Below are 12146 nucleotides of genomic sequence, written 5' to 3' on the forward strand. Positions count from 1 at the left end.
CAAGCGGAAAGAACTCGTCGCAATAACCGGCAGCCGTGTCCCGCAACGATTCATTGGACCCAGCCTAAAACATAGCTTGACTGATAACCGCGTAATACCGGCCAGCCCGATCGGGTAGGCCACTAGTTGCATCGGCAGGCGCGTTGCGGACCATCTTTGGAACAACATCGACTCGGTTCAATCCTTGTTCGCTGAGCCAGCCCCCAAAAGTAGCTCCGGAAGGGACGTCGATACGAATGAATTCCCCTGCTTGTCCCGCAAGCCAATGACTGATCAGTGCCATGGCGCGAACGTCTTCACTCGAATGCGGCGCGACCACGGGGCCAATGACGTAGCCCCGGCCAAAGCGGCGGAGCACCGAGAATCCAATAATCTCTCCACCACGTTGGAGTACTACGCTGTCCCCAAGCTTGAACAAGGCGCACAAAATCGCACGGCGCTCCAGGCCGGAGGCGCGTGAAGCCATGTCGGCAAGATGAGGGAAGTCCTCAGGCGTTGCCAGCCGAATCCGCTCACCGTCGGGCAAAACGACAGGCGTCGCATTGACGACGGTCCCCTGATACTGCTCCAGCGAACCGCACTCGGTGAAACCCAACTTTTCGTAGAGTGGTCGGCCCGCCTGTGTCGCATGCAAAAAAACTTCTCGTGATCCCAACTCTCCGAGGAGCATCTCCACCAACTTGCGGCCAATGCCTCTGCCATGGTGGTTTGGGGACACGATGACGTTGCCGATAGACGCGCGGTCCGTTCCGAACTTCCAGCACAACGCTGTACCAACGACAACACCACCTTCTTCCGCGACGACGCCTGTCGCCCGGTCTGCAGAAAATTGCCAATCTTCCGGCCTATGTGCCCAGCCGAACGCCTTTGAAAGCGCATGGGCCGCAGGTATATCGGACCGTGCGAACACTCGATATCGAAGAGTCGTCGCGGAAGAAGGTGCCCTTACAAAGCATTCCTGTTTCATTGAGCCTACCCATGTTATGCCTCGCCAGTCAGCGCAGCCGCTATACGCGGGGCGTGGATCGAGCCAGAATTTCTATGCCAATGCGATGGCTTCGACCTCTACTTGCAGACCGAAGTGGAGTGCCGGAACCGGCACGACTGCGCGAGCGGGCCTGGTATCGCCGGCCCAGCGTGCGTAAATCTCGTTGAAGGTCGCCCATTGCCCGATATCGACGATATAGACACGGACTTGGACGAGCTTCGTTACATCGCTGCCGGCACCTGAGAGTGCAGCCGCCAAATTTGACAGCACCTGCTCAACCTGGACCTCAAACGGCTTGTCCGTGAGCTTTGTACCCGCTGCGTCGATCGGCAGTTGGCCCGACACGAACACCAGCCCATTGGCAATCGAAACATGGCTGTAGTGGCCGCCGGGAGATGCCATTCCGGAAGGATTTACTGTCCGACGCGCTTGAGCGCCAGTGTCTTGCTGATCCATGGAAACCCTAGAGGTAGAGGGACCGTCGCTAACTTGCGGCGCGCCTGAAAACCGTCGAACTGCAGCCCCCAAGCCGCCCCGGGCCTTGGATATGGGGCGCTGCTGCCAAGCTCATGCGCCAAACTATAGAAAAATTTCTTTTTGTCGTGTTTAATATCCAATGAATACTTCATTAATAAGGTCTTAATGCTACAACTAGAAGACATGCAGTTGCTTCGCGCGTTGGGAGTGTCACAATCGCTTGCCGCGGCCGCGAGGTTGCTGGACCTGACGCCGCCAGCGGTCACAGTGCGCCTTCAGCGGATCGAAGAGCGCATGGCATTACGCCTCGCCACGCGGGCCGCGAGAGGCATTTCGTTGACGGATGAAGGCCAGCGTCTTGTTCAGGAGGCAATCGATATCCTCGAGAGGATCGAATCCATTCCGTCACGCGTGTCCGGAGAGTCCAGCGGCGTCAGTGGCCATTTGCGCGTCGTGGCACCGTTCGGATTCGGTCGCGAATACATTGGTCCGCTGGTCCGTGACTTACACCGCTCGCATCCCAACCTCGCGATCTCCCTGATCCTGGTCGAAAGCCCGCTTGCAGCAGCGTCCGGGGCCGATGCCGTCGTATCCATCGGGCACGTCAAGGGGTCATCCTGGGTGGGACACTTCCTGGCCCCCAACGACCGTATTCTTTGTGCTAGCCCTGCGCTGGCGCGCAGTCTGTCTAAGCTCAAGCATCCATCGGAACTGACACGGTACGACTATCTGACATTGCGAGAGAACGACGAAGACGTGACTCGCCTGCGCTTCACTCAACACGATGCGGCGGGCAAACGCCTAAGCAAAGCGGTGACGGTTCGGTTGAACAGCGCGCTGTCGTCGAACGACGGCACTGTAGTAAGGGACTGGGCAGTCAACGGCCTCGGCGTCGTAGCGCGATCGGAATGGGATTGCGCACGGCTCATCGCAGAGGGAAAACTGGTCAAGGTACTTCCGGCGTGGCACCTTGAGCCCGCCCCGGTTATGGCGCTGACACCTACGCGACAAGGACTAACGATCCGTCAACGCGTATTTCTTGAAGCCGCGAAACAGGCCTTCAGTCCTGCGCCTTGGCGCAGTTGAGACAGGTTTGCGCCAGAGTGCGCAAGCATATCTATTTATGCCTCGGATGTCGGTATAGCAGCTCCCTAGAGCGGAGACCGGGTGCAATGCTGCACATGTCTATGCTTCAATGCCTAACACCGCCCACAAATCCCGAGAACTCAGCAACTGAACGCCGGCGTGATAAAGACGCGCGGCCGCGCCATAGGAGCCCTGCAATGATTAACTTTTCCGTCTTGCCCTACTTTTTGCTAACGGTGGCGCTGGTTGTCGCCATACCCGGGCCCAACACCATCTATGTGTCGACGGCAAGCGCCAGCCAGGGCTTCAAGTTTGGTCTTGCGTCGTGCTTCGGCATCATGCTGGGAACACTCGTTCATGTGTCCTTTGCCGCAGTAGGCATCACCGCGCTGCTGATGGCGTCACCAACCCTTTTAGGCGTGACCAAATTGCTCGGGGCCTCTTACCTCATCTATTTGGGGGTCAAGTCGATCACCAAAACGGTCACCGATACCGATGCCGTTCGTCAAACCTCTCTCGGCCTGGGCGAATCCATCAAGAAGGGGTTCCTCGTCAATTTGCTGAACCCAAAGACTGCCCTTTTCATCGCCGCTTTCCTGCCCCAGTTTGTTGACCCCGCCTCTCGAAACATTCCCCTTCAAATCTTCTCTCTGGGCGTCATCCTGATCGTGATCGGCGGCCTCAGCGACATCCTTTACGCCGCAGCGGCCAGCAAGATTGGAAAGATGGTCGCCAACACTCGCAGGACGCGCAGCGTTGGAAAATATGTGACGGGGGTCATCTACATTGGGCTGGGCATCGTGGCCGCCACAACTTCGAACGGCTCAACGAAGTAGCACCGACGGGAGCGGGGCATGTGCTACTCCGCCCAGATCGAAGCCGACTATCGACGGTTCGTACACGAGTACGGCGCCATCATGTCGCTCGACGACTTCACGCGGATGGTGGTCGAGTACTTCGCCAACCCAACGGTGCGCGTCCCGAAGGCAATGACCGTGCATTTCCTCAAATCGCCCGAGACCGACGAAGAAAAGAAAATCGCCAGGGTCACCTGAACTCGTGACCCTTACAATCGGCTGCCCCGCCGTGCCTTGCTGTTGGGGGGCGCGGCAGAAATCTTGAACTGGTTACGCAAAGATTCCAAGGCTCCTGCGGTACTCGACTGGCTCAGAGAGCCCAGTGAAATCTTGATCCGCTTTTTTTTTTGTTACAGCGGATATAGGCGTCCAGAGCCTGGATGAACTGCTCGATGGTTGTGGACTGCCAGTTCCGAGGATAGAACAGTTCGGTTTTGAGCCGGCCGAAGCATCCTTCGCATGCCGCATTGTCAGGTTAGTAACCCTTGCGCGACACGGAGCGCACCAGCTTCGCATCGGCAATGCGCGTCAATCAGCCTGGCCAGCGATAGTGGGCGCCACGGTTGGAGTGCACGACAGGCCGTGCGCTGCTGGATGCAACCGTCTCGATTGCAGCAGCCGCCCGCGAAATCAAGGAACTCATCGAAGCATCTACCACCACGGTGGATGCCGGTTCCCAGCAGGCTGTGGAGATCAGGGGCCTTATGCATGAAGTTCGGACGTCGACCGGGCGCGTCTCGGAGATCGTGACAGAGATTGCTGCAGCGTCCGACGAGCAGACTAGAGGGATTGAGCAGGTGAATGTCGCGGTTGCGGAGATGGGCGAGGTAACTCAGCGGAACGCTGTACTCGTTGAGGAGGCTGCCGCTGCAGCAAACTCTCTGGAGGAGCAGGCCGATCTGCTCCGCAACAAGGTCTCGATCTTCAAACTGCAATAACCGTAAATCGCATTATGAGCGCTGCCTGCGCCGCCGTATGGCGGGCAGCGCGGCGCACACTTGGCTAGATCGAGAACACGGCTGAAGACCTGGTGTCGATGCTGGCGCGCTCATCTAGCTCTTCAAGTATGCGCGCACCCTCAGCAGGGTCTCTCGCTTCAATGAGGGACATTTTCTTTTGTGCGCTCATGAACCGAAGTCGCTCAAGAAGTTCCCGCGCGACCGCCTCCGCCTCCTTGGACAGGGACTCAGCAAGCGCAGCGGTGTTGACCAAGATGGATGGTTGCGCTGGAGCAGCATTGCGCAACAGCGTCGCCGCAATATCTAACTCGAACATCTTGCTCTCCGCCTCTTTCTGCAAGGCGAGCAAGTGGGACGCCGACTGCGGAAGGCTGGTCACTTGGACGAGATGCTGATTGTGTGCATAGTCAAGCGTAATCTCAGGGGCGCCAGGCCATTCGACTTTCCGATTGAAGCGGGCGCGCCTTTCACTCTCCTCACGCGAGAATGCCGATCGCACCGATCGAAGAAACCGACTCGTAGGGACGGTGTTTCGCTGCACCGTTTCAAGCTCATCGACGTATGTGTCTCTCGTCCCAAACGCTGACAGCATCCGCACTGCAGTGTCTATCACCTGTGTTTTCGAGTATCCACGCACACGGGCTTCTTTCCCCACGATAAAGCCATCGAACGGCGCCGATAGTTCCGCGAGGTGCGATCCGTCTAGCAATTGCTGATGAACGAATCGGGCAACGTGCTCGAGGATGCCATACGCCGACGCCGCTCTCTTGGCGCCAAGCATCGCCTTTAGTTGCTGCTGTCGAAACGCGATATGGGTGGATGCATCTCCCATGACGGGAGCTTCATACCGAAGAGCCACCACGGCAACAAATCGCTCACCGGTCGACTCGTTCGGCTGCCAGAGCAACGGCACCGCATGCGCAGCAAAAGGCGGCGCTCCCCAAACGCTCAATTCGTCGAAGTGTCCCAAAGCGCCTCCGCATTCGGCTTCTTGAGCCGCGCCTCTATGTGTAATGCCAATGGTTCAAGACGCAAGGCGATCAAATCGACAATCAACGCTGCCATCTCGATCGTTTCAGATATCCGGCCCGGTGCCAAATGCCACTTCCTCATCTCGATCGCTAGGATCTTGAGCCTCTGCGCATGGCGGAGTAACCGCTGCGCTTCTTGCTCAACGCCGTGATCCTTTGGCCGGCGTTTGACCACCTGCTCAAGTAGCTGATTGACTTTCGCTGTGTGCTCGATGATCTGCGCCCTTGCCTGACTATCAGTGTCGATGGACGCATAGAGCTTCGAGAGGGGTTGAAGGGCTAGGTTGTGATCGAAAAGCCACCATTTCGTCCCATCGAAAAGCAGATTCTGCACATGTCGATCAGGGTTGGCTACCAATTCGTCCCAAGCAGAGCCGGACGGCCCCACCTTCTCTTGACAGACTTGGTCCCAAATATACTCCGCCGCTTGTCCACCTTGATCTGCTCGTCGAGCAATGAATTGGTCTTCTGCTTGAAACAAGCTGCCAAAAAGCAAGACCGGGCCTGTTGTGAGGCCTACGGGGCGCGAAGGGAGATCATCAAGGTCCGCGAGGACAAGCGCAGGTCGGGGGACTGGAAGATTCAGAACCTGTGAAGCGAGCCCACAGGCTAGTTCGATGTCAATCTGGCCGGCATTCGGCAAATGCTTAACGACAACAGGAATGCCAGGCTCGTCGGCTCGGGGCACTCCTGCTAGACCTTTCCAGGCATGGTTTAGATGCTTCCCGCGCAGTTTCTCCGCTACCCCTAGCAAGCGATAGATCGGAGGACGGGAAACCAGCTCCTGCAAATCAGCGGGAACACTCTTCTTCGGATTGCTCGTCGACATAGCTCACCCCCGTGAACTCTCCAAATATCGTCGCGAAACAACCGCTCGTCAAACCGGCCAAGCCGTTCTTCGATGCAATGACCTCGGAGATACGACAACGCAGTCCTGAGCAGATCGCGCGAATGGAAAGTGCTATGAGACTAATTAGAGAGGAACGGTCATGAGTGCGCGTTCCTGCTTCGGTGCGAGGAGTGATCTGGACAACCAGGTGGACAAATGACACTACAGAGCACGATACAGCAGCTCGACTAAACTTCCGTTGCTGGGCTACGGTTAGCCCATCCCAACGCATCGCGCGCGGGAGGCTCACGAGTGTCACGCACGTTTAGTAGCCAAAAGCAATCGAGGCCACCCCATTGGTGACCTCGATTCGTCGAACTTAGAACTGCCACGCGCGACGTAGCACACGTTCCAGTAATTCCGCCTCTCGCTCCGATGCTCTCTTTCGCTCCCGGTCAGCGGCGCTTGGCAAATGCAGAATGTCTGCAGTCCTTACGGCGTTCGGCAGATGCTGACCGGCAGAGTGTTGCCCAAGAGCCCCAACCGTAACAGGCTCTTGAGGTGGTCCGAAATTGAGCGGCAGTTGCTTATCTCGATCCATGTTAACCCCGCAAGTGCTCACTTATCTTCGTCTGAGCCATCATTCTGGCCGGCGCTAGCGCCGACAGCAGGAGTGGCCTGTGGCTGGCGGGATTGTAGACTACGGACCGCCAAAGCCTCAAGCGTTGGAATCGCCTCGAGGGTGATGGCGGTTACAGGATACGCCGCCCGCACCCTCATCTTTCCGCTAACTGGGTCCTTTCGCCCTCCATCATGCGTGGAGAAAAATTTCAGAAAGCGAGAAGGCGCTACGCCATCGAAGGGCAAGATCCGGACTTTTGTGCTGTCGCCTTCACGCTCCGTGATCGCGTCGGCATGCAACTTAGTCGCCAAGCTCTTTCGATATGGTTCGAGGAAGTACACCTCTGTAATTCCGGCCGCGACAATATGGCGCGCACATGAGTGGCAGGGGTAAGTGGTCACAAACAGCTTGCCGCCACGCACTTGGGAACCATGTACTGCGCCCGCGTTGAGCAATGCGTGCATCTCGGCATGGACCGCCCTCGAAAATTCGATCAGCCCACGCAGTTGGCTGTCCCGGCGAATTATTTTGAAGGCGTCTTCTCGCTTGGCGTCATCGATGATCCCGCCGACGACCATGCGATCCACCACGGCACTCGCGATGAGGTCCTTCTCCTCATCATTGAAGCAGTGACCTCCGTCTATGTTCCAGCATCGGTGATCTCCATCAACAGAGTCAGCAACATCTTGGGCTTCGTAGAGGCCGCCAAACGGGCGAGGAACATCGTTCCAACCCACAGACAAGACTTCTCCTTTCTCGCCGATGAGCGCTGCTCCCACTTGGCGAGATAGGCATGCTGAGTTGCGCGCCGCAGAGTACGCCGCGTACATCGCACGCTCATTTGGTGTGGGCGTTGCAATACGTGTTCCAAGCATTAGATCAAGGAAGCGCTTGACCCTGGCGTGCAACTGCGAGTCTGTACCTGCGTCGGCACGAAGGAAGAAATCGGATTGAGGAAACGTGTCTCCCACTTGCTGCCCATAGTCGACCTCCTCTCCAGAATCACGATCGATTAATTGGTGGACGTGATCCCCCCTGTTGGTACGTTTCGACAACTTCTCGATACGCATCTCAATAGGTGTGTAGACACCAATAACATGCAGCATGTCGCCATACACCGATCGCAGAAGTCGAAGTTCGTCAACGTTCTTGATGGAATCGATGATGTGGCAACTCGGGATGGAGAAAATGGGCCTCAGATCCTCATCGGAGTCGGTTTCGTCGAAAAGACTAGCTTGCTCCTTACTGTGGTCTACGTTCAGACCTTCGCGCGCGATAGTGATCTGGTTGATTGCGATCCGAGCAAGGTATGCATTGCCATGCTTCTTTCGCAACTCATTCCCTGCTTCGATTAGTTGCCTTGTTGAGCAGTTCTGGTTTTTAAGGCCAGCGAGTTCTCTGATCTCGTCGCTGAGGCGGATGATAGAGACATGCTCGTAGTTGTAATCCGTACCTTTGAGTAGCTTCTCGAATGTTTTTGCCACCTCATGCAGCGGCGTACCCATTGGCCCACACAGAGCAATCACAATCTCGGCGGTGCGAGATTTGTCTATCGCATTCTGGTCATCAAATGCTCCTGTGTTGCGAGGTGCCCTCTTCGACGTAAGCTCAACCAGGTTCGATTTCGACATGCCCCCCCCTTTAGGACTGATTTTTGAGGTTAAGCATAGCCTGAATCTGCTCGCCCTAGCGTGTGGTGATGGGGCGCCGCCGCGCAAGCCATTGCACCACTAGGCATGGGAACAGACTCACACCCTCAGAAATTCAGAACAAGCCCCGCATCAAATTCGAGATTTTCAGCACCCCTTCCTTTGGGGGCATAACCTCTCGGGTTGCAGACGACCCGACATTCCCCCACGGTGTAGTCAAAACTGTCATGCATATGACCATGGATCCATAGGTTCGCTAGCTGGACAACGCTTTCCATACGACTGGCGTACGCCGGCGTGAGAGGGTCATCCTGGTACTGGGGCGCTACGCTTTGCCCTGATGGCGCGTGGTGAGTGATAACAACGCGCTTACGCTGCGCAGGAGCCATCAGTTCATTGTTCAACCACTGTCGCGCAGCGATATGCATCTGAATCGTGTCCCTCGGCTGGAGCTTTCGGAACACGCCACGCGCCTCAAAGCGGATCGAACCCGTGAAGTCACTCATGCCCCTCGCGGCATAGCCCTCTGCCGAAAGTACGCTCTGTTCTGTGCCACGGTACAGCGCGAAATCTGTCCAAAGTGTCGCACCTAGAAACTCCACATCCCCGATCGTAATCTTGTCCATGTCGAGCAGATGAACGTTCGGCGTCGCCGCGCATGCCACACGCAGGTCGCGAAGCACTCGACTGTGCTCCCCTTTGTAGAACTCATGGTTGCCGGGCACATAGATGACGGGAAGGCCTTTGCTCTGAGCTTCGATCCACGGGATGCCTCGGGTACCGAGGTGAATATCGCCAGCAAGCACGATGACATCGACACCAGTGGTGTCGATGTTGAGCAACGAGAACTCAAGATGGAGGTCACTCAGGATCAGGAGGTTCATTGTTGGCGACTCCTAGTTCCCTGCATTAGATCGGCTGCCCGCTACGAAACCGATCGATTGTGCCCCGACACGCTTTGGCATCATCGGCACGGCGATGAGCTTGCCTGACGCCATCGCTGTAGCGAACGCATCTTGTACCAAACGATGTGTCTTGCGAAGATCGAGATCACTCCGTTCGGCAAGGGCATCAGCAGCGTGGATATCCAACTCGATGCGACGGCCCGTTGCGCGTTGCAACCGCTGAGCCTCGGCCAGAATGATTTGCAGCCTTTGTTCGGGGTCAGGCGCGCGGATATCGAAAACCTCCACTCGACTTAAGAGAGCGGGCGGCACGGCGTCGACATCATTGGCTGTTAGGACACAGATGATCCGGCTCGCGTCAAACGGCATGCGTAGAAACGCGTCCTGGGACGCGCACGCCGTTTCAGTATCCAGCAAATCGAGTAGCACCGGAGTGACCGGGTAGCGGCCATCATCGCCAATCTTGTCCACCTCATCCAGGACGAGAACGGGTGTCGCAGAGCTTCCTTTTGCCAGCATGTCGAAGATCATCCCTGGCCGAGCGCTCCGCCAAGCGCTGTCGCCGCCGGTCAGTTGGAAATTGGCCTGCGCGCTTCCAGCCGACCACTTCTGCATGGGCACCCCCAAGATCTCGGCCAACTGCAACGCGAACTGGGTCTTGCCAACTCCAGGCTCACCCGTCAGCAGAATCGGTCGAACACGAAAGTCTTTCGCCCGCATGGCAGCGGCAAGCGTCAGATCAATCGTTAACTTCTGGATTGGCTCACGCAGATTGCCCAGCGAGCTGTGGGCTTCTTTGAGCTTCTTCAGGGCTGGTTGGATGCGAGGCAGTTCACGGTATCCATCGTTGGTAGCAGCCTGCTCCAACAATGCCTTTGCGTGCTTCTGCTGATAGCGATCAGCCGTTTGCAGGTTTGCGCTGGCTTGCTCCAGCGCCTCCTGTGCAAAGACGTGAATATGCCGGCCCCTGGTCCGGCGGCGCGCCGGCACTACTTCTGTCGCCGCGACTGTAGGTGGTTGTGGCGAGCGGGATTCGGGCTCATCCTCCTTGACCTCAGCAAGATCCACTTTGGCTTGTTCGGCAGCATCAAGGACCGTGTACGTGGTCGACGGGACGAGTAGCGCCCACGATGCCGGGCTGCGCAGTACGGCAAGCTCCCTCAAGGGAACAAATCCAGGCGGGTACTCCGGTGACTTTCGGGGAACGTTCAAGATGTTTCTCCATACGCGAACTGGCGGCGTGTCGCCGCAGATGTCTAGCCGGCTCTATGCCGGGACAAATAGGGGCTGGGAATCAGCCTGCTATTCGCGTGCTGGTTCGCTCACGATGAGCGAACGCGCGGCTGCCGAAACCGACCGCTAGGATTGATTGGTGACGGTGGATACGCTGGGCAGCCATGGAGAAGTGCGTGCGAGATGGAATCTGCGTTGCTATGTTCTTCGACCATACAACATCAACCGGGTTGGGTCTATTGAAAAATCATGGCAACCGACTAGGCAACCTTTTCCAAACTAGAAATCAACAATCCCGAGAAAATCCGGACTTTAATCATGAATAGATATCAAAAATGATACAAAAAAATATAAGCACCTTTTTTTTGCATATTTAATCCGATCGGGATACGCTTTTAGAAAGTGAGAAGCGAGCTCTCTGCGCACAAAGCGCCATCAGAAATAGACGTGTCGAGTCAACTCGACGATGCAGCTTGGACACATGGCGACTACTGCTGAGCGAGTTGCCTCTCAGGGTCGAGGATTGCCGTTAGACGTAAGACCCTACGACAACCGCCGTAGCCAAGTAGAACTAGCCTGATCAAGCAATGAAAAAGCGTCGCAACATCACGACTATCGATATAGAGCGATGGCGGGACGCTGGGCTTGGCTCGGGAACAGGCCCCGGCTATCGACCGTGGCTCACGATCCGAGACGTGCCATCCAGCGGCCGCAAGAGTCGACCGTGGGGTTTCACCACCAGCCGCCTCCATCATCTACTGTCTGACATCGAACTCCATTTCTTCCTTTACGCCGATTTCGCCGAGGAGGTGCTGGACATACGCGAACAGTTCCCACTGTTCCCGCAAGAAAAAACCGCGGGTCTCTCAGAAATGCTTGGCATACGACACCCCCAGTACCCCGGCACTTCAACGCTAACGGTTATCACGACCGACTTTCTTCTGACCCTTCGAGGGCCTTCGGGAAAAATCGAGCACCGCGCATACAGCATCAAATCGTCAAGCGAGCTTCAGAGCAGGAAACGAAAACGCGTCCTCGAAAAACTGCGACTCGAACAGGAGTACTGGCTTTCTCGTGGAATACCGTGGACCTTGGTTACCGAACGTGAGTTTGATCGCGTTCGGATCATGAATCTCGAATGGCTAAGCTACCTTGCGTATCCCGAACCGGTATGCCTTACACCCCTCATCCCCCGATTCTTACGGTTCGTACAGCATCGCTGGATGAAAGATATCCCGCTGCAGGTGTTGCTTGAGGCAACAGCGAACGAACTGCAGCTCACCCGGCATGACGCCGACCGACTGTTTCGTCACTGCGTTTGGCAACATCTCATCGAGATCGATATGACCGCAGACATCGGACCACGTCATCCCGTCATCGTGCGTCATGTGCGCCACTTTGCCTCGGAGATAGATGATGGCGACACCACAAAGCTTAGCGCTTAACCAAGTCTTAGTTTCAACCCCAAGCATTGGCTCTCCTAGGTTCACGCATCCTCAAAGAATACTCT

The 12146-nt window shown here is 56.6% G+C and carries 12 protein-coding genes and 1 pseudogene; 5 read left to right on the forward strand and 8 right to left on the reverse strand.

Features of this window, described 5'->3' with window-relative positions:
• Nucleotides 1–64: 64 nt before the first annotated feature.
• Complete coding sequence (locus tag N511_RS0106460; protein WP_027678547.1) at nucleotides 65–967, reverse strand: GNAT family N-acetyltransferase; 903 nt, start codon at nucleotides 965–967, stop codon at nucleotides 65–67.
• A 72-nt stretch (nucleotides 968–1039) separates the two neighbouring features.
• A complete protein-coding gene (locus N511_RS0106465; RefSeq protein ID WP_027678548.1) occupies nucleotides 1040–1444 on the reverse strand; it encodes a RidA family protein in 405 nt (134 codons plus the stop codon).
• Between the two features lie 186 nt (nucleotides 1445–1630).
• Between N511_RS0106465 and N511_RS0106470 the strand changes: the two genes are divergently transcribed.
• From N511_RS0106470 to N511_RS0106480, 3 genes are all read left to right on the forward strand, one after another.
• On the forward strand, nucleotides 1631–2551 hold the full coding sequence (locus tag N511_RS0106470) for a LysR substrate-binding domain-containing protein (RefSeq protein ID WP_027678549.1): 921 nt from the start codon (nucleotides 1631–1633) through the stop codon (nucleotides 2549–2551).
• A gap of 197 nt (nucleotides 2552–2748) precedes the next feature.
• Nucleotides 2749–3387 (forward strand): LysE family translocator, encoded by a 639-nt coding sequence (locus tag N511_RS0106475; protein WP_027678550.1) that lies wholly within the window; start codon nucleotides 2749–2751, stop codon nucleotides 3385–3387.
• Nucleotides 3388–3405: 18 nt separating this feature from the next.
• On the forward strand, nucleotides 3406–3606 hold the full coding sequence (locus N511_RS0106480) for a hypothetical protein (RefSeq protein ID WP_027678551.1): 201 nt from the start codon (nucleotides 3406–3408) through the stop codon (nucleotides 3604–3606).
• 72 nt (nucleotides 3607–3678) lie between these two features.
• Here the strand turns inward: N511_RS0106480 and N511_RS24795 are convergent.
• Nucleotides 3679–4024, reverse strand: a pseudogene (locus N511_RS24795) (IS3 family transposase); the annotation flags it as partial.
• Nucleotides 4025–4070: 46 nt separating this feature from the next.
• Here N511_RS24795 and N511_RS0106485 point away from each other — a divergent pair.
• Nucleotides 4071–4346: a hypothetical protein gene (locus N511_RS0106485; protein WP_316871984.1), complete on the forward strand. Its 276-nt coding sequence runs from the start codon at nucleotides 4071–4073 to the stop codon at nucleotides 4344–4346.
• A 64-nt stretch (nucleotides 4347–4410) separates the two neighbouring features.
• Here N511_RS0106485 and N511_RS0106490 read toward each other — a convergent pair whose 3' ends face one another.
• The 5 genes from N511_RS0106490 to N511_RS0106510 all read right to left on the reverse strand — a co-directional run bounded on the left by N511_RS0106490 (nucleotide 4411) and on the right by N511_RS0106510 (nucleotide 10615).
• Complete coding sequence (locus N511_RS0106490) at nucleotides 4411–5337, reverse strand: hypothetical protein (RefSeq protein WP_231479577.1); 927 nt, start codon at nucleotides 5335–5337, stop codon at nucleotides 4411–4413.
• Nucleotides 5316–6227 carry a hypothetical protein gene (locus tag N511_RS25450; RefSeq protein ID WP_231479578.1) on the reverse strand — a complete coding sequence of 304 codons (912 nt, stop codon included), beginning with the start codon at nucleotides 6225–6227 and terminating at the stop codon, nucleotides 5316–5318. Before N511_RS25450 ends, N511_RS0106490 begins: the two co-directional genes overlap by 22 nt.
• A 618-nt stretch (nucleotides 6228–6845) precedes the next feature.
• Nucleotides 6846–8480 carry an anti-phage dCTP deaminase gene (locus tag N511_RS0106500; RefSeq protein ID WP_027678555.1) on the reverse strand — a complete coding sequence of 545 codons (1635 nt, stop codon included), beginning with the start codon at nucleotides 8478–8480 and terminating at the stop codon, nucleotides 6846–6848.
• A gap of 125 nt (nucleotides 8481–8605) precedes the next feature.
• Nucleotides 8606–9382, reverse strand: coding sequence for a metallophosphoesterase (locus tag N511_RS0106505; protein ID WP_027678556.1), 777 nt, complete (start codon nucleotides 9380–9382; stop codon nucleotides 8606–8608).
• Between the two features lie 12 nt (nucleotides 9383–9394).
• A complete protein-coding gene (locus N511_RS0106510) occupies nucleotides 9395–10615 on the reverse strand; it encodes an AAA family ATPase (RefSeq protein ID WP_027678557.1) in 1221 nt (406 codons plus the stop codon).
• 608 nt (nucleotides 10616–11223) lie between these two features.
• Here N511_RS0106510 and N511_RS24800 point away from each other — a divergent pair.
• On the forward strand, nucleotides 11224–12081 hold the full coding sequence (locus N511_RS24800; protein ID WP_081785321.1) for a TnsA endonuclease N-terminal domain-containing protein: 858 nt from the start codon (nucleotides 11224–11226) through the stop codon (nucleotides 12079–12081).
• Nucleotides 12082–12146 lie beyond the last annotated feature (65 nt).

This window comes from Ralstonia sp. UNC404CL21Col (assembly GCF_000620465.1).
Classification (GTDB): Bacteria; Pseudomonadota; Gammaproteobacteria; order Burkholderiales; family Burkholderiaceae; genus Ralstonia; species Ralstonia flatus.

Bases quoted from the DNA above. Each gene is read 5' to 3' on its own strand.
- N511_RS25450 (WP_231479578.1), bottom strand. From the start codon at position 6,227: ATGTCGACGAGCAATCCGAAGAAGAGTGTTCCCGCTGATTTGCAGGAG.
- N511_RS0106480 (WP_027678551.1), top strand. From the start codon at position 3,406: ATGTGCTACTCCGCCCAGATCGAAGCCGACTATCGACGGTTCGTACAC.
- N511_RS0106460 (WP_027678547.1), bottom strand. From the start codon at position 967: ATGAAACAGGAATGCTTTGTAAGGGCACCTTCTTCCGCGACGACTCTT.
- N511_RS0106470 (WP_027678549.1), top strand. From the start codon at position 1,631: ATGCTACAACTAGAAGACATGCAGTTGCTTCGCGCGTTGGGAGTGTCA.
- N511_RS0106505 (WP_027678556.1), bottom strand. From the start codon at position 9,382: ATGAACCTCCTGATCCTGAGTGACCTCCATCTTGAGTTCTCGTTGCTC.
- N511_RS0106465 (WP_027678548.1), bottom strand. From the start codon at position 1,444: ATGGATCAGCAAGACACTGGCGCTCAAGCGCGTCGGACAGTAAATCCT.
- N511_RS0106475 (WP_027678550.1), top strand. From the start codon at position 2,749: ATGATTAACTTTTCCGTCTTGCCCTACTTTTTGCTAACGGTGGCGCTG.
- N511_RS24800 (WP_081785321.1), top strand. From the start codon at position 11,224: ATGAAAAAGCGTCGCAACATCACGACTATCGATATAGAGCGATGGCGG.
- N511_RS0106500 (WP_027678555.1), bottom strand. From the start codon at position 8,480: ATGTCGAAATCGAACCTGGTTGAGCTTACGTCGAAGAGGGCACCTCGC.